The organism is Vreelandella subterranea, assembly GCF_900111305.1.
In the GTDB taxonomy this organism is placed as follows: Bacteria; Pseudomonadota; Gammaproteobacteria; order Pseudomonadales; family Halomonadaceae; genus Vreelandella; species Vreelandella subterranea.
The window spans coordinates 141018-161356 of sequence record NZ_FOGS01000002.1 but is presented as its reverse complement, the minus strand read 5'-3'; the positions used below and the strand labels follow the sequence as shown (position 1 = coordinate 161356).

General features: G+C 57.9%; 25 protein-coding genes. 13 read left to right on the top strand and 12 right to left on the bottom strand.

The window, feature by feature from the left end:
- Positions 1–18: 18 nt before the first annotated feature.
- Positions 19–1359 (top strand): metalloprotease PmbA, encoded by a 1341-nt coding sequence (pmbA, locus tag BMX75_RS03635; RefSeq protein WP_092825362.1) that lies wholly within the window; start codon positions 19–21, stop codon positions 1357–1359.
- A gap of 21 nt (positions 1360–1380) precedes the next feature.
- On the opposite strand, the gene BMX75_RS03630 is transcribed toward pmbA, so the two are convergent.
- The 10 genes from BMX75_RS03630 to BMX75_RS03585 all read right to left on the bottom strand — a co-directional run bounded on the left by BMX75_RS03630 (position 1381) and on the right by BMX75_RS03585 (position 8485).
- Complete coding sequence (locus BMX75_RS03630; RefSeq protein WP_092825360.1) at positions 1381–1650, bottom strand: HPr family phosphocarrier protein; 270 nt, start codon at positions 1648–1650, stop codon at positions 1381–1383.
- 61 nt (positions 1651–1711) lie between these two features.
- Entirely contained in the window at positions 1712–2593 is an 882-nt protein-coding gene (gene rapZ / locus BMX75_RS03625; RefSeq protein WP_092825358.1) for an RNase adapter RapZ, read from the bottom strand.
- Between the two features lie 90 nt (positions 2594–2683).
- On the bottom strand, positions 2684–3157 hold the full coding sequence (locus tag BMX75_RS03620) for a PTS sugar transporter subunit IIA (RefSeq protein WP_092825356.1): 474 nt from the start codon (positions 3155–3157) through the stop codon (positions 2684–2686).
- A gap of 4 nt (positions 3158–3161) precedes the next feature.
- A complete protein-coding gene (hpf, locus tag BMX75_RS03615; protein ID WP_009721972.1) occupies positions 3162–3470 on the bottom strand; it encodes a ribosome hibernation-promoting factor, HPF/YfiA family in 309 nt (102 codons plus the stop codon).
- An 86-nt stretch (positions 3471–3556) separates the two neighbouring features.
- On the bottom strand, positions 3557–4978 hold the full coding sequence (locus BMX75_RS03610; RefSeq protein WP_092825354.1) for an RNA polymerase factor sigma-54: 1422 nt from the start codon (positions 4976–4978) through the stop codon (positions 3557–3559).
- 104 nt (positions 4979–5082) lie between these two features.
- Complete coding sequence (gene lptB / locus BMX75_RS03605; protein ID WP_092825352.1) at positions 5083–5832, bottom strand: LPS export ABC transporter ATP-binding protein; 750 nt, start codon at positions 5830–5832, stop codon at positions 5083–5085.
- Between the two features lie 10 nt (positions 5833–5842).
- A complete protein-coding gene (gene lptA / locus BMX75_RS03600; RefSeq protein WP_092825350.1) occupies positions 5843–6337 on the bottom strand; it encodes a lipopolysaccharide transport periplasmic protein LptA in 495 nt (164 codons plus the stop codon).
- Between the two features lie 3 nt (positions 6338–6340).
- Positions 6341–6919, bottom strand: a complete 579-nt coding sequence (gene lptC, locus BMX75_RS03595; protein ID WP_092825348.1) for an LPS export ABC transporter periplasmic protein LptC — start codon at positions 6917–6919, stop codon at positions 6341–6343.
- A 6-nt stretch (positions 6920–6925) separates the two neighbouring features.
- Positions 6926–7462 carry a KdsC family phosphatase gene (locus BMX75_RS03590; RefSeq protein ID WP_066321130.1) on the bottom strand — a complete coding sequence of 179 codons (537 nt, stop codon included), beginning with the start codon at positions 7460–7462 and terminating at the stop codon, positions 6926–6928.
- A 21-nt stretch (positions 7463–7483) separates the two neighbouring features.
- On the bottom strand, positions 7484–8485 hold the full coding sequence (locus BMX75_RS03585; RefSeq protein WP_422822049.1) for a KpsF/GutQ family sugar-phosphate isomerase: 1002 nt from the start codon (positions 8483–8485) through the stop codon (positions 7484–7486).
- 227 nt (positions 8486–8712) lie between these two features.
- Between BMX75_RS03585 and BMX75_RS03580 the strand changes: the two genes are divergently transcribed.
- The 9 genes from BMX75_RS03580 (at position 8713) to hisD (ending at position 15561) form a co-directional block, all read left to right on the top strand.
- Entirely contained in the window at positions 8713–9534 is an 822-nt protein-coding gene (locus BMX75_RS03580; RefSeq protein ID WP_092825344.1) for an ABC transporter ATP-binding protein, read from the top strand.
- A 5-nt stretch (positions 9535–9539) separates the two neighbouring features.
- Positions 9540–10334, top strand: a complete 795-nt coding sequence (gene mlaE, locus BMX75_RS03575) for a lipid asymmetry maintenance ABC transporter permease subunit MlaE (protein ID WP_092825954.1) — start codon at positions 9540–9542, stop codon at positions 10332–10334.
- A 17-nt stretch (positions 10335–10351) separates the two neighbouring features.
- Positions 10352–10816: an outer membrane lipid asymmetry maintenance protein MlaD gene (mlaD, locus tag BMX75_RS03570; RefSeq protein ID WP_092825342.1), complete on the top strand. Its 465-nt coding sequence runs from the start codon at positions 10352–10354 to the stop codon at positions 10814–10816.
- A 133-nt stretch (positions 10817–10949) separates the two neighbouring features.
- Positions 10950–11585 (top strand): MlaC/ttg2D family ABC transporter substrate-binding protein, encoded by a 636-nt coding sequence (locus BMX75_RS03565; RefSeq protein WP_422822054.1) that lies wholly within the window; start codon positions 10950–10952, stop codon positions 11583–11585.
- Positions 11582–11920 carry an STAS domain-containing protein gene (locus BMX75_RS03560; protein WP_092825338.1) on the top strand — a complete coding sequence of 113 codons (339 nt, stop codon included), beginning with the start codon at positions 11582–11584 and terminating at the stop codon, positions 11918–11920. The genes BMX75_RS03565 and BMX75_RS03560 overlap by 4 nt, the downstream gene beginning before the upstream one ends.
- Positions 11921–12018: 98 nt before the next feature.
- A complete protein-coding gene (locus BMX75_RS03555; RefSeq protein ID WP_066321120.1) occupies positions 12019–12270 on the top strand; it encodes a BolA family protein in 252 nt (83 codons plus the stop codon).
- A 10-nt stretch (positions 12271–12280) separates the two neighbouring features.
- Complete coding sequence (gene murA / locus BMX75_RS03550) at positions 12281–13543, top strand: UDP-N-acetylglucosamine 1-carboxyvinyltransferase (protein WP_092825336.1); 1263 nt, start codon at positions 12281–12283, stop codon at positions 13541–13543.
- A 30-nt stretch (positions 13544–13573) separates the two neighbouring features.
- Positions 13574–14230: an ATP phosphoribosyltransferase gene (gene hisG, locus BMX75_RS03545; RefSeq protein WP_092825334.1), complete on the top strand. Its 657-nt coding sequence runs from the start codon at positions 13574–13576 to the stop codon at positions 14228–14230.
- A gap of 11 nt (positions 14231–14241) precedes the next feature.
- Positions 14242–15561, top strand: a complete 1320-nt coding sequence (gene hisD / locus BMX75_RS03540; RefSeq protein ID WP_092825332.1) for a histidinol dehydrogenase — start codon at positions 14242–14244, stop codon at positions 15559–15561.
- Between the two features lie 39 nt (positions 15562–15600).
- Here hisD and BMX75_RS03535 read toward each other — a convergent pair whose 3' ends face one another.
- Positions 15601–16884, bottom strand: a complete 1284-nt coding sequence (locus BMX75_RS03535; protein WP_092825330.1) for a Do family serine endopeptidase — start codon at positions 16882–16884, stop codon at positions 15601–15603.
- Between the two features lie 139 nt (positions 16885–17023).
- Between BMX75_RS03535 and BMX75_RS03530 the strand changes: the two genes are divergently transcribed.
- Positions 17024–17785: a Nif3-like dinuclear metal center hexameric protein gene (locus tag BMX75_RS03530; protein ID WP_092825328.1), complete on the top strand. Its 762-nt coding sequence runs from the start codon at positions 17024–17026 to the stop codon at positions 17783–17785.
- A 56-nt stretch (positions 17786–17841) separates the two neighbouring features.
- Here the strand turns inward: BMX75_RS03530 and BMX75_RS03525 are convergent, their stop codons facing one another.
- The gene (locus BMX75_RS03525) at positions 17842–18294 is read right to left on the bottom strand and encodes a Z-ring associated ZapG family protein (protein WP_175474689.1); all 453 of its coding nucleotides are present in this window, start codon (positions 18292–18294) and stop codon (positions 17842–17844) included.
- Between the two features lie 193 nt (positions 18295–18487).
- On the opposite strand from BMX75_RS03525, the gene zapE reads away from it, so the two are divergent.
- Positions 18488–19669 (top strand): cell division protein ZapE, encoded by a 1182-nt coding sequence (gene zapE / locus BMX75_RS03520; RefSeq protein ID WP_092825324.1) that lies wholly within the window; start codon positions 18488–18490, stop codon positions 19667–19669.
- Positions 19670–19905: 236 nt separating this feature from the next.
- Positions 19906–20334, top strand: a complete 429-nt coding sequence (gene rplM / locus BMX75_RS03515) for a 50S ribosomal protein L13 (RefSeq protein WP_066321107.1) — start codon at positions 19906–19908, stop codon at positions 20332–20334.
- The last annotated feature ends 5 nt before the right edge of the window (positions 20335–20339 follow it).

Genomic DNA, 20339 nt, shown 5'->3' with positions numbered 1-20339 from the left:
GGTGGTTAAGGAGATTGTATGGCTCAAGCGTTCGACGCATCAGCCCAACAGGCACTGCTCATCCAGCGTGCTGAAAGTGCCCTGGCGATGGCTAAACGGATGGGGGCAGATGCCGCTGAGGTGGGGGCAAGTGTCGATCAGGGAATTGGCGTCAGTGTCCGCCAGGGGGAAGTGGAAACCGTCGAGCTTTCCCGTGATCAGGGCATTGCCATCACCGTGTATGTAGGACAGCGCAAGGGTAGCGCGTCGTCCACGGATGCCAGCGAGGCATCGCTTCTGGCAACCGTGGAAAAGGCTCTGTCGATTGCCCGCTATACGGGTGAGGACCCGTCGGCAGGTCTCGCCGATGCGGCGCTCATGGCGACCGATATCCCGGATTTGAAAGTCCATCATCCCTGGGCGTTAACCACCGACAGGGCCATCGAGCTGGCGCTGAGCTGTGAGCAAGCGGGCCGCGAAGTGACAGGCATCACTCAGTCGGATGGTGCTTCGCTATCGAGCGGTGAAGGCGTGCGCGTTTACGCCAACAGCCATGGCTTCGTCGGCACCCAAAAAGGGAGTCGACATTCACTTTCCTGCGTGTTGATTGCTGAAGACGAACAAGGCATGCAGCGTGATATGGACTACACCTCGGCGCGCAACCCTGACGATTTATCCGACCCGGCCGCCGTGGGGCGCGAGGCGGCCAGGCGTACCCTGCGCCGCCTGGGGGCCAGGCGTCCGCCAACGGGCACTTATCCGGTGCTGTTCGATCCAAGTCTGGCAAGTGGCTTGGTGGGCCATTTGATGGGCGCGCTGGCAGGCGGCGCGCTATACCGCCAGGCTTCGTTTCTGTGTGACCGACTCAATACGCCGCTGTTTCCCGATTGGTTTAGCCTTGAAGAACGACCGATGGAGATTGGTGCGACGGCAAGCTCTCCCTTTGATGGGGAAGGGGTTCAAACGCGCAACAACCGCTTTATCGAAAACGGCCAGATAGCGAGCTATATGCTGTCGTCCTACAGCGCACGGCGTCTGGGCATGAAGACGACCGGTAACGCCGGGGGCGCACGCAATCTGCGCATTACCGCGCCGTTATCCAACCCGGCCGCCCTGTTCGAGCAAATGGGCACCGGTGTCTGGGTGACCGAGCTGATGGGGCAGGGCATTAACGGTGTCACGGGCGACTATTCCCGCGGTGCAGCCGGTTTCTGGGTCGAAAACGGGGTGGTGCAATACCCTATCGAAGAGTTCACCATCGCGGGTAACCTGGAGCGTATGTTCGGTGCGCTGGTGGGGGTGGGGGATGATATCGACCGCCGCGGCAGTATCCATTCCGGAAGCTGGCTGATTGATGGCATGACCATCGCCGGCAACTAACCGATGACTGAAGACTGAATTTTACTTGTCTTCGTCAAAGCGGGCGTCGAACAGCGATTGAATGGCATCCAGCGCCTGTTCGGCGTCATCGCCTTCTGCCTTGATGCATAGCTCCGTGCCACAGGGGGCCGCGAGCATCAGCAGCGCCATGATATTGGCGGCATCGGCTTCCTGCTGCTGTTTGCAAACGCGGACGTTGGCGTCAAATTGCTGACTGCATTGCACAAGCTTCGTGGCGGCCCGTGCGTGAAGGCCGCGTTGGTTAGTGAGGGTAAGTCTACGTTCTGGCACCCTGGTTCCTTTTGGCTATGAGGGTCTTCGCGATAGATGGTGGTCGTCAACGTGGCTCGAACTAAAGCGGCGCGTTGACCGTGTATTGCAGGCCCAGCTCGCGGTGGCGTAACTGTACTTCACCCAGCAGATTGGCAATGCGTTGCGCCAGTTGTTCAGCCATGTAAACCGAGCGATGCTGACCGCCGGTACAGCCAATCGCCACCGTCATGTAGCTGCGCTGGCTGTGCTGATAGGCTGGCAGCCAGCGTTCAAGCCAGGTCTCAATATCGCCGGCCATGTCGTCGACCAGTGGGTAACTGGACAAAAACGCAATGATGTCAGCGTCCCGACCAGTAGAGCTTCGTAACGCAGGGTCCCAGTAGGGATTGGGCAGGCAGCGGACATCAAAGACAATATCCGCATCCAGCGGAACGCCGCGCTTGTAGCCGAAGGACTCGAAAGTCAGCGTTAGCTGGTCGCGCCGCTGATGGGCGACCTGATCAGTGATGCGGCGACGAAGGTCATGCACCGAAAGCCGGGTCGTGTCGATGGTCAAATCGGCCAGGTCGCGAATCTCGTGCAGCGTTTGCTCTTCCTTGTCGATGGCTTCTTCCAGCGTGAGGCTGCTGTTGCGGGTTAACGGGTGCCGTCTGCGCGTGGCTGAATAGCGTTCCAGCAAAATGCGTGCGTCGGTGGTGAGATACACGATCTGGCACTTGATGGTCCGCTGCCGAAGCTCTTTGAGCAGCTCGGGAAGCTTGGCAAGTGCGCCTGGCAGGTTGCGTGCGTCAATGCTGACAGCCAAGTGGGTGCGATCACCCTGATCGCGCAACTCCTCCACCAGTGAATCCAGCAGCATGGCGGGCAGGTTATCAATAGCGTAATAACCCAGGTCTTCCAGCGCCTGCAAGGCTATCGACTTGCCTGACCCCGATCGGCCGCTAATAATGACGAGTTGCATGATGGCTCTCTTGCTTGCGGTCAAGCGACTTGGATAAACGACTCGCGATTAGGACGGAACATTAAGCGCCACACCTATTTAAAGGCTGGTTTAAAGGCTGGCAGCCTGTTCGCGTATCTTGGCGGAGATGAGGTCCAGCAATTCACGTTGACTACCCGACTTGCGTAGCTGCTGGCGCGTGTCGGCATCGTTCATGATGGAGGCAACTTGGCCCAGCAGAGCCAGGTGCGTGTCGTCGGCTTCTTCAGGCACAAGCAGAACAAACACCAGATCAACCGGTTCGCCATCAATGGCGTCGAAGTCGACTGCTTCATTGAGTTTGAGAAAGCCGGCGATAGGCGAATCACAATGCGGGCTTCGCGCATGAGGAATCGCCACACCGTTGCCTATTCCCGTACTGCCGAGGCGTTCACGGCCAATCAGACGGCTGAACACCTCCTGGCTGTCGAGGCTGGGAATGTTCTGGGCGATAAAGGTGCTGAAAAATTCCAGCACCCGTTTTTTGCTGCCCCCGGGCACATCGTAGAGAACGCGTTCCGGGGGGAGAATGGTGGCCAACGTCATTGAATTAACGCACACCTGCGCCCTGGGCGCGGGCTTGTGCTTTTTCCTTATGCTTAACGAGTTGTCGATCGATCTTGTCCGCCAGGGCGTCGATGGCGGCGTACATGTCATTATCGAGGGCTTCGGCATGCAAGTCAGCGCCTGCAGCGTGCAGCGTGCAGGCGGCCTGTTGACGTTCTTTTTCAACCGAGAGCGTGACCTGTACGGTGGTGATGTTGTCGTAATGGCGCTCAACGCGTTCCAGCTTTTCGTTGACATAGTCACGCAAGGCGTCAGTCAGATCTACATGATGACCGGTGATATTGACTTGCATTGACGTACTCCTTATCCGTCGGACTGTACTTCGATTGTAACCCTTTTTGGCGTTAAGCAAAGCCCTTGTAGTGAGTTTCCGTTTTTCTACCGCAAACGGCGTCGTTCGCTTGAAGACGGGATCCCCATGCCTTCGCGATATTTGGCGACCGTGCGTCGGGCCACGTGGATGCCGGCTTCCTCCAGCAGGGTGACCAGACGGCTATCCGACAAGGGTTTGCCGGGGGGTTCTTCCTGGATCAGTTTTTTGAGACGCGCGCGAATGGCCGTGCTGGAGTGGCTGTCGCCGTCCTGGCTACTGATCTGGCTGGAGAAGAAGTATTTAAGCTCGAAAATGCCCCGCGGTGTATGGATGAACTTCTGGGTGGTGACACGAGAGATGGTCGATTCGTGCATCTCCACCGCATCGGCAATATCGGCCAGGATAAGCGGTTTCATGGCTTCTTCGCCGTGTTCGAGAAAGCCGATCTGGCGGGTAATGATTTCCCGGCCAACGCGTAGCAGGGTGTCGTTGCGGCTGGAGAGGCTTTTGATCAGCCAGCGGGCTTCCTGCAAGTGATCCTTGAGAAATTGGTTATCCTGGCTTTTGTCGGCGCGCTTGATCAGGCTGGCGTAGTCGGGTTGGATCCTGAGTCTGGGCAAGGCCTCGGGGTTGAGTTCGAGGTGCCAGCCTTCGTTATCGTGGTGAACCACCAGGTCGGGAATCACGTAGCTATCGTCAGTGGCGCTGTAAACGCTGCCGGGGCGCGGGTCCAGGCTTCTGATCAGTTGGATGACGTCATCGAGCTGCGCATCGTCCAGACCGAGTCGCCGCTTGAGGAGGCGCTGGTCGTTCTTGCCGAGGGCTTCCAGAAACTGGCGGACCAGCCGCCGGGCAGGCATCAGCAGCGGGGTGTCGTCGGGCAGGGCGGCGAGCTGAAGCATCAGGCATTCGCGAAGATCGCGGGCGAAGATGCCAGTGGGCTCGAACTGTTGCAGTCGCAGCAGAATGGTTTCGACCTCGCGCTGGCTGAGGCCTTCCACGCCCTGATTTCGCAGCCCTTCGCGGATATCGGCTAGAGGTTGGGTGAGATAGCCGTTAGCATCCAGCGCATCAATCAGGCTTTCGGCCACCAGCTGTTCGCGTTGGCTCAAATCGGTCATGGCAAGTTGCCAGAGGAGGTGGCCATGCAGGCTTTGCCCGGCCGCCTGGCGCTCGAAGTCAGGCCCCTCGCTGCTTGTGCTGCCGCTGCCAGCCGTATCCTGATAGGTATCTGACCAGTCGCTGTCGACGGACAGTTCCTTGGGAATGCTATCTGCCCACTCGCCTTCTTCCGGCTCGCTGGCGGCTTGTTCGCTTTCGCTGAACTCGTCTTCCTGCTCGAGCATAGGGTTGGCATCGAGCGCTTGCTGAATTTCCTGGCGTAAATCGAGCGTTGATAGCTGCAGCAGGGCAATCGCCTGCTGCAACTGAGGTGTCATGGTGAGCTGGGTGCCGATCCGCAGTTGAAGAGAAGCTTTCATGACCATCTGAGAACCACTCGTTTATCGGAAAGCATTCACCCTAGTGCGAGTTGTGTTCGGGTGCAAGTGCAATAAGTATGCCATTGGCAATAAATATGCCATCAAGGGCTTTAGAGACGGAAATCAGCACCTAGGTAGACGTCACGTACCTTCTGGTTGTCGAGAATAGCGTCCGGCGAACCGCTGGCGATGATATGCCCGTCGCCGACGATATAGGCCACATCGCAGATATCCAGCGTTTCGCGCACGTTGTGGTCGGTAATCAAGACGCCAATGCCACGCTCCTTCAAGGCACGGATGATCGACTTGATATCGCCCACGGAAATGGGGTCTACACCCGCGAAAGGCTCATCAAGCAGTATGAACGCAGGTTCGGTGGCGAGGGAGCGGGCGATCTCGACGCGCCGCCGTTCGCCCCCGGAAAGGCTCATGCCCATGTTGTCGCGGATATGGGTGATATGAAACTCTTCCATGAGTGTTTCCAGGCGTGCTTCACGTCCGGCGCGGTCCAGATCGTTACGGGTTTGCAAAATGGCCATGATGTTATCGGCGACGGAAAGCTTGCGGAAGATCGACGCCTCCTGAGGCAAATAGCCAATGCCTGCCTTGGCGCGCTCGTGCATGGGCGCTCGGGAAAGGTCGAGGCTATCAATCCCGACGCTGCCCGCATCTGCCTTGACCAGGCCGACAATCATGTAGAAAGACGTTGTCTTGCCAGCGCCATTGGGACCGAGCAGGCCGACGATGCTGCCCTGTGAAATATCCAGGTTGATGTCTTTTACCACGCGCCGGCGTTTGTAGCTTTTTGCCAAATGACGGGCGTGTATCGTTCGTGTTGCGCTGCTGTCGGCAACGGCCATCAGGCTCTCCTTAACCTTCGGGTTGGAGTGTCATGCGAATGCGCTGCGACTCTTGATTGTCGACATCGGAACGCGCCTTGACGACCTCGCGGTCGATGAAATATTCCAGACGCCCCCCGGTGAAGCGGTCGCCTTGCTGGATGATTTCCGCCTGATCAATCAACTCGACCCGGCGCTCGGCGACATGATAGATCACCCGCCGACCCCAGCCTTCCATCGGGCCGTCCTGGCCCTCGGGCTGGCGACGCAAATAGGCCCGTTCGCCCAGCGCCGTGGCCCGCGAGAGCTCGCCTTCCTCGTTACGCTGGATTTGCACCTCGTCGCCTCTTATCAGCATGTTGCCTTGGCGAACTTCGACGTCGCCGGTGTAGACCGCTGTACCGGCGCGCTGATCCAGGTCGAGCTGGTCGGCGACGACTTCAACCGGCTGCTGGTGGTTATCCGCCGTCGCGTGTAAAGGTACTAGGCAGGCAGCCGCCATCGCCGTATAGATAAACGCTTTCATGTTTTATTCCTGTCCGGGTTGCGTCTCTGGAGGGTGGTGGCCTTGAACGTCACCTTCAAGCCGCACTTCCTCCTCGTTGAGCCATGCATCCATACGCCGTGCTGTCATGCGCTGAGGCGGTTGCTGGAGCAGTACATGAGTGTCACTCCACGCACGGGCGGTTTTCCCTTCATAGTGCAGAACGTCCGTGTCAAGCTGCCAGCCCTCTTCGGGGGCGATCAACCTTGCGTTGCCCGAAAGTGTCAGCTCCTGAGAACGGGTATTAAGCGTCCCTACCTCCGACGTGGCGTTCCAGACGCGCCGCTCACTGTCATAAAGTGTGGCATGCGGCGTCTCGGCGAGTGTCGAGGCGGATTGCGGAGTATGTACCAGGCGAGGCGTGATTAATCCCTGCTGAATATTCCCCTGTTCATCAAACAGCGTCAGCTCGGCGTTGTGCAGAACGTGGCCTGGCTCCTCGGCACGGGCGTCCGGGTCCGTCGGGACGGTTTGCGGGCCGCCCGGGTCCAGCCATACCAGAAAGCCACCCAGAGCCAGCACGATGAGAGCCAGCCCCAGGCGCGTGGGCCATGTCTTTAGCATAGTGCCTCAGCCGTGTAGGTAAGTATCGACAACCGCGCCCCAGTGACCCTGAGCATCGAGCAACGTATCACATATTTCGCGGACGGCACCGTGTCCCCCCAGGCGTTCAGTCACCCAGTCAGCGTGGGTGTGCATGTAGTCAGGGGCATTGGGTACCGTGATGCCAACCCCTGAACGCTTGATGCTGGCAAGGTCCGGCAGGTCGTCACCGCAGTAGGCGACTTGAGACAAATCAAGTTCCAGGCGCTGGCAAAGGCCGCGAAGGGCAGCCAGTTTGTCCTCGCAGCCCTGATAGACGTGGGGAATGCCCAGTGCGGCGGCGCGCTGGCTGACCATGGGAGAGTCGCGGCCGGTGATCAAGGCGACCGAGATGCCTGCGCGTTTCAGCAGCTTGAGCCCATGGCCATCCTGAGTGTGAAACGCTTTGATTTCGACACCGTCGGCTTGAAAGTAAAGCCGACCGTCGGTGAGAACACCATCGACATCAAGGGCAAACAAGCGAATGCGACGTAGTCGGTCGAGTAGGTCAGCAGAAAGGGACATTGGGTCTCCGGTCGATTGAAGTTAAATAACGCCGCTGGCAAGCAGGTCATGCATATGCAGCGCGCCTATCGGGCGCTGGTGTTCGTCCACCACTGCCAGCGCGGTAATACGATTGTCTTCCATGATGCGAACGGCTTCCGCCGCGAGAAGGTCGGGGGGTATGCGTTTGCCCGGTCGGGTCATGACGTCATCTACCCGGACGTCACGCAGGTCGTGGAAAGTATCCAGGGTGCGGCGCAGATCGCCATCCGTGTATACGCCGACTAGCAGGCCATCAGGGTCCACCACGCAGGTGAACCCCAGTCCCTGCTGGGTGATCTCCAGTAACGCATCGCGCAGGGGGCTGCCCAGGGCAACCTGGGGTAGGCGATCGCCCTGATGCATCAGGTCGCGCACGCGAAGCAGCAGGCGTCGGCCCAGGCTGCCGCCGGGGTGCGAAAGGGCGAAATCCTCGGCGGTAAAGCCACGGGCTTCAAGCAGGGCAACCGCGAGAGCGTCGCCCAGCGCTAATGCCGCTGTCGTGGAGCTTGTCGGGGCAAGATCCAGTGGGCACGCTTCCCGATCGACACTGCTGTCCAGGTGAGCATCCGCATGCTGGGCAAGTGTCGAGGACGGGCGCCCTGTCATGCTGATCAGTGGTGTACCCAGACGCTTCAGCAGTGGCAGCAGAGCCGTCACCTCAGCGGTCTCCCCTGAGTTAGACAGTGCGATCACAACATCGCTGCGGGTAATCATGCCCAGATCACCATGACTGGCTTCGCCAGGGTGAACGAAAAACGCCGGCGAGCCGGTACTGGCCAGTGTCGCCGCGATTTTACCGGCAATATGGCCTGACTTGCCCATGCCGGTAACCACCACGCGTCCCTGGCAGGCCAGGACCAGCTCGCAGGCATGGTCGAAATGCCCATCCAGCTTGCTGGCCAAGCCTGCGATGGCGGCTTGCTCAATGTCTAGCGTGCGCAATGCGCTTTGGCGAAAAGGGGTGGTTTCAGTGGTTGCTGGCATGGGCAATGGGTGGCTCATTAAAAATGACAATCAGGCGTAAGCGTAACATTGACCGAGTGGTCTTTGCCCCATCGTTTTGTTGTAAGAATAAGCGATGCTCGCTTGTCATCGTCAGGTAGGGTTAGAATACGTTGTTCGATAATGGTTTTTAAACGTGGTTTTTTAAACGTGAGTTGTTATCACTATTTACTGATTGCTGCGTGAAACGCGCGAATGTGCAAGTAAACGCGAGAGTTGATGGTTCCATGAGCGATGTGCCTTTTATTGAAGTCGATAACCTGTATTTTTCGCGGGGTGATAGCGAGATTTTTCGCGGGGTGAACATGACCATTCCGCACGGTAAAGTGACGGCGATCATGGGGCCCAGCGGGACAGGCAAAACGACCCTGTTAAAGCTTATCGGTGGGCAACTGACCCCCGATAAGGGCCGCGTGCTGATTGACGGGGACGACGTGCATCGGCTTTCGCGCAAGGCACTATTTACGCTGCGCAAGCGCATGGGCATGCTGTTTCAAAGCGGGGCGCTGTTTTCCGATCTGGATGTCTACGAAAACGTGGCATTTCCGCTGCGGGTTCATACGGACCTGCCCGATGCCATGATCCGTGACCTGGTGTTGCTCAAGCTTCAGGCAGTGGGCCTGCGCGGCGCTCGGCACCTCACGCCAGCCGAGCTTTCCGGTGGAATGGCCCGGCGCGTTGCGCTGGCGCGGGCCGTGGCGCTGGATCCAGAACTGATCCTTTATGACGAGCCTTTTGTGGGGCAGGACCCGATTTCCATGGGCGTGCTTGTGCAACTGATCAAGCGCCTCAATCAGGCGCTGAACCTGACGTCAGTGGTGGTTTCTCACGATATTAAGGAGACCCTGACGATTGCCGATTATCTTTACTTTATTTCCGAGGGCCATGTGGTGGCGCATGGAACGCCAGCAGATCTTGACGTCAACCAGGACGCGCGGGTGAAGCAGTTTATCCATGGTGAGCCCGATGGCCCGGTACCTTTCCATTATCCAGCCGCTCAGTTTTACCAGGATATGCTGGGCGATACGGCGACCCGAGGAGGAGCCTGATGTCGATGAAGGGAGGGCAGGTCGCCATGCGTATCACCCGGTTAGGGCGGCGCAGCTGTGACTTGGTGGAATCATTGGGGCGTGCCGGAGTGTTTCTTGCCCAGTCGGCGGTGGGTATCCCATCAGCCGAAGGCTTTCGCCTGTGGGTTCGCCAGTTGCATTTTGTCGGTGTCTTGTCACTGGCCATTGTGCTGGTTTCCGGCCTGTTCATCGGAATGGTGCTGGCGCTTCAGGGTTACACGATCCTGGTTGATTTTGGCGCCGAGGACGCCCTGGGGCAGATGGTGGCGCTTTCGCTGTTGCGTGAACTGGCCCCTGTGGTTGCGGCGTTGTTATTTGCCGGTCGGGCTGGCTCGGCGCTGACCGCTGAAATTGGCTTGATGAAAGCCACCGAGCAGCTAACCAGCATGGAGATGATTGGCGTGGATCCACTGAGGAGGGTGGTGGCGCCACGTTTCTGGGCAGGTGTCGTGGCGCTGCCAATTCTCACCGTGGGGTTCAGCGTTGTTGGCATTTGGGGCGGCTATCTGGTTGGCGTCGAGTGGCTGGGTGTTTTCGAAGGTTCCTACTGGAGCAACATGCAGGCCAGCGTGGCGTTTATCAACGACATTGGCAACGGCATGGTCAAAAGCATCGTGTTCGCCGTGGTGGTCACCTGGATTGCGGTTTTTCAGGGCTATGATCTGTTGCCTACCTCCGAGGGTATTTCCCGTGCGACAACGCGTACCGTCGTCTATTCGTCGCTTGCGGTACTGGGGCTTGATTTCGTATTAACCGCCGTTATGTTTGGCGGCCTCTGATTAGCTGGAGCAGTTTCATGAAGCGTAGCAGGAGCATGGAGTTTGGCGTCGGCCTGTTTATCCTGGTGGGTATCTTGGGGTTGGTGTTTCTGGGGTTACGAGTGAGTGGTTTGACCTTCTCGGGCGCGTCGAATACATATCAACTGGAGGCTAACTTTTCCAATATCGGCGGCCTGAAGCCTCGTGCGCGGGTGTCCATGGCGGGGGTCACGGTGGGGCGCGTCGAGTCGATCGAGCTGGATACCGAATGGTATGACGCTCGGGTAACCCTGAGCCTGACCAATGAGTTGGAAGGCCAGATTTCCCGGGATGCCACGGCCGCGATCCTGACCTCGGGGCTGCTAGGCGAACAGTACGTTGGCCTGAGCATGGGGGGCGATCCAGAAACGCTTGAGGAGGGCGATACGATACGCGATACCCAATCGGCGCTGGTGCTCGAAGAACTTATTCAGCAATTTATATCCAATATGGCAACCAACTGATTATTGTGATGCGGTACGGTTTGCCGTTTTTATTTGACCCGCTAGCGTCGAACGCTTGCGTTGAAACAGGTGACGGAGGCCTATTCGCCGTCAACAGGAGGATAACAGGATGTCTGTAAATAAATGGCCGCTAATGTTGGTGTTCACCTTTGCTGTCGCACTGCTTGCCGCGATGGTGCCGCTCTCGGCAAGCGCTCAACCCGAGCCGCCCGAAGAGATGATTCGCAACAACATCAACGAATTCATGGCCCAGCTTGAAGGCCGGGAAGCGTATTACCAGGCAAATATCGATGAGCTGAAACGGGAAGTCGAGGACAGTCTGGAACAAGTGGCTGATTTTCGCTACATCGGTGCCAGCGTGATGGGAAGTTACTTCCGCAATGCGTCGCCGGAGCAGCGCAGCCGTTTTGTTGACGTTTTCCGTCAAACGCTTATCGATACGTATACGCGCGGGCTGGTGACTTTTGACTACGATGACATTCGCGTTCTGGATGACCAGCGCCCCCAGCGTGAAGAAGACCGTGCCAGCGTGGCCATGGAAGTGATTGCTACTAATGGTGATGTATACCCCGTCAACTACAGTCTGCGGCTGTCTGACGGTGAGTGGCGGGTCGTCAACGTGATCGTGAACGGTATCAATCTGGGGCTGACTTTTCGTAACCAGTTTGACCAGGCAATGCGTGACAATAACCGGGATTACGATGCGGTGATCAATGGTTGGTCGCCGGATGTGGGCGTCGATGAGCTTGAAGAAGGGGGCGATGCGTGACGGTGATTTTTGCCGATCGCGATGTATCGCTGCGCCAGCAGGGGGATGGTCTGAGCGTACAGGGGGATGTGGATATTGCCTCTGCGGCAGCGCTTGCCGCAGAGGGCTCGCGCTGGCTGTCCAGTCAGCAGCCCAAGACAGTCGCGTTTGATTTCAGCAAGGTGGTAACACCGCGCAACGTCGCCTTGAGTGTCTTGCTCCAGTGGCTGCGCACCTGCCATGAATATCGTATCAGGGTGACGTCTATTGCCCTTTCAGCGCCGCTCCAGCGGCTTGCCGAGCTTGCCGAGTTGGACGCACTGATCCAGGCGCCGGACGAACAGTCTGCCGACTGATCCCTGGGCGTCGCCAAAGCCTCGGCTTTTCTTTATGATGTCATCCTCTTGATGTCCATCCAGCCCTTTACCAATGTCCTTTAAGGAGTTTCTGACCTATGCAACCCCAAGAGGTGAAAGCCCTGCTCGAATCGCGTGTCGATGGATGTGAGTTCCATATCCAGGGAGAAGGCTGTAATTTTCAGGTGATTGCAGTGGGCGATGCCTTTGAAGGTTTGTCGCCCGTGAAGCGCCAGCAGTTGGTGTATTCCGCCTTGAGCGACGAGATTGCTTCGGGAGCCCTGCACGCGATCAGCATCAAAACCTATACCCCGGCGCAGTGGCAAACCGCCGCTGAAAACGCGCAGTAACGGTTATTGCATGGATAAGCTCATTATTACCGGTAACGGGTCGGTCGACGGCGAAGTCTGGGTCAGCGGTGCCAAAAACGCGGCCTTGCCCATCCTCTGCGCTAGCCTGTTATCCAAAGGCCCTGTGGTGATCGGTAATTTGCCCCACCTGCAGGACATCACCACCACCCTGGAACTGCTGGGCCGTATGGGGGTCGAGCCGGTAATGGGGGATAACCTCACCATCCAGCTGGACGGCTCTCAGGTCACCCACTGCCATGCGCCCTATGAGCTGGTAAAGAAAATGCGCGCCTCTGTTCTGGTGCTGGGGCCTTTGCTGGCACATTTCGGCCAGGCTGATGTGTCCTTGCCTGGGGGGTGCGCGATCGGTTCGCGCCCGGTGGATCTGCACATTCGGGGGCTCGAAGCCATGGGTGCCGAGATTCGCGTCGAAGCGGGTTACATTCGTGCGCGGGTGGAGGGTCGCCTGAAAGGGGCGACGATTTATTTCGATACCGTGACGGTTACCGGTACCGAGAACCTGTTGATGGCTGCCACGCTGGCGGATGGTGTCACCGTGCTTGAAAACGCCGCCCGTGAGCCTGAAGTCGTCGACCTGGCAGAATGCCTGATCAAGATGGGCGCGCGGATCAGCGGTCACGGCAGCGATACCATTACCATCGAAGGGGTGGAGACACTCAGCGGCTGCCATCACGATGTCATGCCCGATCGCATCGAGACAGGGACCTTTCTGGTGGCGGCCGCCATGACCGGCGGTCGTGTGAAGGTCAAACGCACCCGTGCAGACATCCTTGAAGCAGTGCTCGCCAAGCTCGAAGAGGCGGGTGCCGAGATTTCTACCGGCGACGACTGGATTGCCCTGGATATGCACGGTAAGCGCCCGCGTGCGGTCAATATCCGCACTGCGCCGTACCCGGCCTTTCCCACCGATATGCAAGCCCAGTTTGTCGCCATGAATGCTGTGGCGGAAGGGTCGTCGAGAGTGGTTGAAACGATTTTTGAAAATCGCTTCATGCACGTTCAGGAGTTAAACCGCATGGGCGCTGATATCGTTCTGGAGGGCAATGCTGCCTTGATTAACGGTGTTGAAAAGCTCTCGGGAGCGCCGGTGATGGCGACGGACCTGCGCGCATCTGCCTCGTTGGTGATTGCCGCCATGATGGCGGAGGGTGAAACCCTGGTCGACCGCATTTATCATATCGACCGTGGCTATGAATGCATCGAGGAAAAACTGCAGCTGCTGGGTGCGCGTATCCGCCGTATCCCTGGCTGAGCCTGGCCTCCAACACCATTGGCATCCAAAATGAGTAAGCAACTGATTTTAGCCCTCTCAAAGGGCCGTATTCTGGAAGAGACGCTGCCGCTGCTAGCCGATGCGGGCATCACGCCTACTGAGGATTTAAATAAAAGCCGTAAGCTGCTGTTCGATACTAACCTGCCCGACGTCAAATTCGTCGTGATCAGAGCAGTGGACGTACCGACTTACGTTCAGCTTGGGGCCGCCGACCTGGGGGTCGCCGGCAAGGATGTTCTTTTAGAGCACGGTGCCGAAGGGCTTTATGAGCCGCTCGATCTCGATATTGCACGTTGCAAGCTGATGACGGCTGGCGTTACCGGTGAGTCGCCGAAGCTGGCGCGTCGCCGGGTGGCAACGAAGTTCGTCAATATCGCCCGGCGTTACTACGCCGAACAAGGTATCCAGGCGGAGGTGATCAAGCTTTATGGCGCCATGGAACTGGCGCCGTTGATGAACCTGGCCGACGAAATTGTCGATATCGTCGACACCGGTAATACCCTGCGCGCCAATGGCATGGAACCGCGTGAGCTGATTGCCCCGATCAGCACGCGCCTAGTGGCCAACAAGGCCGCCATGACGATGAAGCACGCGCGTATCAAGCCATTGCTGGCTCGCCTGGAGCGCGCCATTGCCGACCGTAAGACGATATCGCCCGCCGACTAAGTGAGGTTGCCATGAACGATAACGCTACCGCGACGATAGCACGACTCAATACTGCCGATGAGTCGTTTGCCGGACAACTGGATGCGTTGCTGGACTGGGAAGGCGTGTCAGATAGTGCCGTTCAGACGCGCGTCAATGAGATTCTCACCAACGTCAAGCGTCATGGCGATGCGGCAGTCATCGAAGCCACCAATCGCTTTGATCGCGTCTCGGTTACTCATATGGATGAGCTTCGCCTGACGGCCGAGCAATTACGCCACGCCTTTGAGTCGCTGCCTGCTCAGCAGCGCGATGCCCTGGCGAGTGCAGCTGAGCGAATCCGGTGTTATCACGAGCGTCAGAAGCCGACCTCCTGGCAATATGAAGAACCTGACGGCACGGTGCTTGGCCAGCAGGTAACGGCTATCGACCGCGCGGGAATTTACGTGCCTGGCGGCAAGGCCGCCTATCCCTCATCGGTGCTGATGAATGCGATTCCTGCCCATGTGGCGGGGGTGCAAGAGATCATCATGGTGGTCCCCACTCCCGATGGCGTGCTCAACGATCTGGTGCTGGCGGCAGCGCACGTGGCCGGTGTGAACCAGGTGTTTACCATCGGCGGTGCCCAGGCCATTGGCGCCCTGGCCTATGGAACGGAAAGCGTCCCCAGGGTGGATAAGATCGTTGGACCGGGCAATATCTATGTGGCCACGGCCAAGCGGGCCGTGTTTGGTCAGGTGGGTATCGACATGATTGCCGGCCCCTCTGAAATCATGGTGGTGTCGGATGGATTGACCGATCCTGATTGGCTGGCGATGGACCTGTTTTCCCAGGCGGAGCACGATGAAGATGCTCAAGCTATCCTGGTGAGCTGGGATGCTCAGCATCTGGCGGATGTAGAAGCCGCGATAGAGCGTCTGCTTCCGACCCTGGAGCGGGCCGATATCGTCCGTGCGTCATTGCGTCGACGCGGCGCGCTGGTTCACTGCCGCGATGCCCAGGAAGCCGTCACGCTGATCAACCGGGTGGCCCCCGAGCACCTTGAGCTTTCAGTGGCAACGCCCGATACCTGGCTGGCGGGTATTCGTCATGCGGGAGCCATCTTCATGGGGCGTTATACCGCAGAGGCGCTGGGTGATTACTGCGCAGGGCCGAACCATGTGCTTCCCACTTCCGGCACTGCGCGCTTCTCATCACCGCTGGGTGTCTACGATTTCCAAAAGCGTTCGTCGCTGATTCACTGTTCAGCCGAGGGCGCGTCAGCGCTGGGAGAGGTCGCCTCGGTACTGGCGCGGGGCGAATCGTTGACCGCCCACGCACGGTCTGCTGAGTATCGTATCAAATCTGCCTGATAGGTTGACGAAGAAAGGCGGCGGCCCAGGGCCAGCTCATCAGGGCTGGTTTGGGTCGCCTTCATTACGGCCATTTTTGCCACTTCGGCGTGTTCCATCGGGCCGTGGGAGTGTCGAGGGAATGGGGCGTTCACCCACATCCAGCGTCATTTCCATGCGTTCGCCGTCGCGGACAATCGTCAGCGGCAGTGCAGTGCCCGGCTTGATCGAGGCAATATCGCTCATGGTGGCGCGCGCATCCAGGATAGGTTGACCATCGACGGATAGCAGGACATCGCCTGGCAACAGGCCGGCCTTCTCTGCTGGCCCTCCGTTCACGACGCCTGCGACAATCACCCCTTGAGGCGTGCGCAGGCCGAAAGAGGCGGCAAGCTCGCGAGATAGTGCCTGCGCCTCAATGCCCAGCCAGCCACGGATGACCCGGCCCTGGGTCACCAGTTCGTCCAGGATGCTATGGGCAAGGTTGGCAGGAATGGCAAATCCGATACCCTGAGAGCCCCCTGAACGCGAAAAGATGGCCGTATTAATGCCCACCAGGGCGCCTTCCGGGTTGACTAACGCCCCTCCAGAATTTCCGGGGTTAATGGCCGCATCGGTCTGAATGAAATCTTCGTAGGCGTTCAGGCCCAGGTGGCTGCGACCGGTGGCGCTGATAATCCCCATCGTCACCGTCTGGCCGACGCCAAAGGGATTGCCGATAGCCAGGGCGACATCGCCGACGGCAACATCCGTTGAATTGCTCAGCTCAATGACAGGCAGGTTTCCCAGACCGATCTTAAGCACGGCGAGGTCGCTTTCCGGGTCAGTCCCAATTACCTCGGCGAGCACTTCGCGGCCATCGCGCAGTGCCACCTGAATTTCGTCGGCACCGTTGATGACATGATGATTGGTGAGCACATAGCCTTCGTCACTTACGATGACGCCGGAGCCCAGACTCGACAGCATGCGTTGATGGGTCGTGGCGTCGTCGCCGTTAAAAAACTGCTGGAAGAAGGGGTCTGACATCAGTGGGTGTTCGTCGCGTTCGATGATGCGTGACGAGTAGATGTTGACCACAGCAGGCGCCGCCTGATTGACTGCATTGGCGTAGCTGGCAGGGCCCTGGTTGCGGTTCAGGGGGGGCGCTTGCCGAACTTCAGGTGCCGGTCGGTCCGGGTCGGTCTCCTGGTCTGCCGTGGAGACCAGAGAAAGGGGGGCTTCGGCCTGGGATGGCGGCGCCTGAAAGGGCAGCGGGAAGCGCTCAGGAAACGCAAACATGATGACAGCTGCCAGCAAGAAGCCTGTAATGATGGGCCATATGTAAGGCAGCACAAAGCGTTTCATCGAGGGGTCCTTTGGCGATCGTCGAGAAGTGGATATTAGCGCTGACGGGCCGTCAGTCTTACACTAGCCGTTATCCCGTATAGGATAACATTTTATGGGTGTGTCTCTCATTGATGCCAGCAGATACTTAGGAGCAACGGTGATTCAACGCGATAGTTTAGTAGCAGCCTGCGACCATCAGCTTCGCGCTTCACAGTTTAAGGACTTTACGATTAACGGTCTTCAGGTGGCAGGCCGTGATCGAGTAGCGCGTGTCATGACCGGGGTGACGGCCTGCCAGTCCCTGCTTGATGAAGCAGTGCGCTGGCAAGCCGATATGCTGATTGTTCACCATGGCTATTTCTGGAAGAACGAACCGGTTGCCATTACGGGGATGAAGCAAAAGCGAATCAAGACCCTGCTGAACCACGGGATAAACCTGCTGGCCTATCATTTACCCTTGGATGCGCACAGCGAGATGGGCAACAACGCTGAACTGGGCAGGCGGCTCGGATGGAAAGTCGAAGGTTGTCTGGATGGCGAGCTGGGTGAGGGGCTGCTTTGGTCAGGGCGCGTTGCCAAACCATTGAGCGCGACAGCGCTTGCCGAGCAAATAAGCCAGACCCTGCAGCGAGAGCCACTGCTGATTGAAGCGCCGGGTGTGGGTGACATAGAGCGTATCGCCTGGTGCACGGGGGGGGCGCAGGACATGATCAGTGCCGCTTTTGAAGGGGGGGCGCAGGCGTTTGTTTCCGGAGAAATTTCAGAGCGAACGACGCATCTTGCCAGGGAGATGGGGATTCATTACCTGGCGGCGGGGCATCATGCTACCGAACGGTACGGCGTTCAGGCATTAGGGGAGTGGTTGGCCGATGAGTACGGTGTGATGCATCGCTTCGTGGATATTGATAATCCTGCTTGATCCCTTTCGCCCTCGGCAATACTGCCGAGAGCGAACTCCTCCACTGATAAGAAGGCTCAGTAGCGTGGCGGTGTTGCCGCTTCGTCGCGAGCGTCTTTATCTTTGAGGCCGAAATGTTCGGAGAGCGTGCCGTTCTGACCATCGGCATAGTCGCGGGGCGTTGCGGGGGCGCCCAAGGTATCTGTTGGCCCGGTCACCGGGCGAAGGTCGGTCAACTCGGCAGGGCGATGGGTTAGCTGGTCTAGCTGCCAATGACCAGCGTCGTCCTGCAGCTTCTTTTCCAGTTCGTCAGCTTCCTGCCGGATTGTTGCAAGCGACTCATGCACACTGGATAGTTGATGGCTGACGCCATTCTTGAGTGACGCAACTTGGTGTTCACGCTCCAATAGAGTCTGGCGAAGTGAAGCAAGCTGACGCTGGCTTTTGCTCAGTAACCGGTAGCATCCTGCGCCGATTATCAAGCCGATCACAAGGCCTATGGCTGCATAGGTTAATGGCTCGCTTTCCACATTTATCTCCCTTGGTACCTTCGCTGCCGATGGCACAGCGCATGAAACAGTCGATTGCTATTATAGGCGCCTTGATGATGGTTGGGTCAATGCTCATGCGTTGGTAAGCCTAACCACGTATACTTGTTGCCTTTATTCATGTTGTGTGGTGGTTTCCAGTAACCCCTGGCGGAAATAACGGGAGAGGTAAACGATGAGGGCAACGTCGGACGGTGGTGAGCCAACGCCGAATGCGGCGACGCCGATGGGGCGTTATCGTGCAGATCTTAAGCGAGAGGGGTTTGAGTACGACCCGGCCCAGGAAGCGGCAGTGGCACATCTGCAGCGTTTGTACGATGCATTGCTGTCAACCCCGACGACGGTGCCGAAAGCGGTCCTGGCCAATAAGGGGCTGAAAGCCAGGATGGCGGGGTTGGTAGGCAAAAAATCGTCTACACAACAAGAGCCTGTGACGCCGAGCGTCCAGGGGCTTTATTTCTGGGGAGGTGTGGGTCGCGGCAAGACGTATCTGGTAGATACTTTCTACGAATCGCTGCCGTTTGCCGATAAAATGCGCACCCACTTCCATCGCTTCATGCAGCGTGTGCATAACGAACTTACTCATTACAAAGGGGAAAAGAACCCGCTGACATTGGTGGCGAGCAAGTTCGCCAGTGAAGCGCGGGTGATTTGCTTTGATGAGTTCTTCGTCAAGGACATTACCGACGCCATGATACTGGCGAATCTGCTCGAGGCCCTCTTCGAGAGAGGTGTCGTCCTCGTGGCAACGTCGAATATCGTGCCTGACGATCTGTATAAAGATGGTCTTCAGCGCGCGCGGTTCCTGCCCGCTATCGATTTGCTCAATCGCCACTGCCAGGTGGTGAATGTCGACTCGGGTGTCGATTATCGTCTGCGCGCCCTGGAGCGTGCAGAAATTTTTCACTCGCCGCTGGACGATGCCGCTGAAAGAGAGCTGGCGCGCAGTTTCCGGGAAATCGCCGGGCATGCTGGAGAGGAAGGTGCCCCGCTTGAGATTAATCAGCGTGTGTTGACGACACGCCGACTTCACGACGACATCGCCTGGTTTGAATTTGCTGAGCTTTGCGATGGCCCGCGCAGTCAAAACGACTATATTGAACTGGCGCGGGAATTTCACACGATTATCGTTTCTAATGTCCCGGCCATGCGGGGTGCTGACGACGATCAGGCAAGGCGCTTCATCAACATGGTGGATGAGTTCTATGACCGGGGCGTCAAGGTGTTGATGTCGGCAGAAGTGCCGGTGGAATCGCTCTATCGCGATGGCAAACTGACGTTTGAATACCAGCGAACGCTCTCTCGGCTACAGGAAATGCAGTCCCATGATTATTTGGCACTGCCGCATAAGCCCTAGCCGCATAAAACTTGGTCGTATACTGCCTGGTGTATAAACCCCGACCGCATAAAAAGAGAAATCCGGAAAAGTGCCGGTGATTACTCAGAAAGGCTTAACTTGGCGGATGGCTTGCTGTAGAATGCCGCCTCGCTACATGTTGTGGGTTTAAAACCTGCAACCAAAAAAAATAGGGATGGTGCAGCGCCGCATAGCGGTGTGTCGTACCCAACACATTTTAACTGGTGATTTCATCCATGAAGACGTTCAGTGCTAAGCCGCAGTCCGTCCAGCGCGATTGGTACGTTGTCGACGCAACGGACAAGACGCTAGGCCGTCTGGCTACCGAAATTGCGCGCCGCTTGCGCGGTAAGCATAAGCCCGAATTTACCCCTCACGTTGATACCGGCGATTACATCGTGGTGATCAACGCTGAAAAAGTCCAAGTGACCGGCAACAAGGCAAAGGCCAAGACCTATTACCGCCATACCGGTTACCCGGGCGGTCTACGCTCCATGACGTTCGATAAAATGATCGACCATGCGCCCGAGCGTGTTATCGAGTCTGCCGTGAAAGGCATGCTGCCCAAAGGCCCGCTTGGCCGCGCCATGTACACCAAGCTTAAAGTGTACGCTGGTGCCGAGCATCCGCATGCTGCCCAACAGCCGCTTGAACTGAACATCTGAGGAAA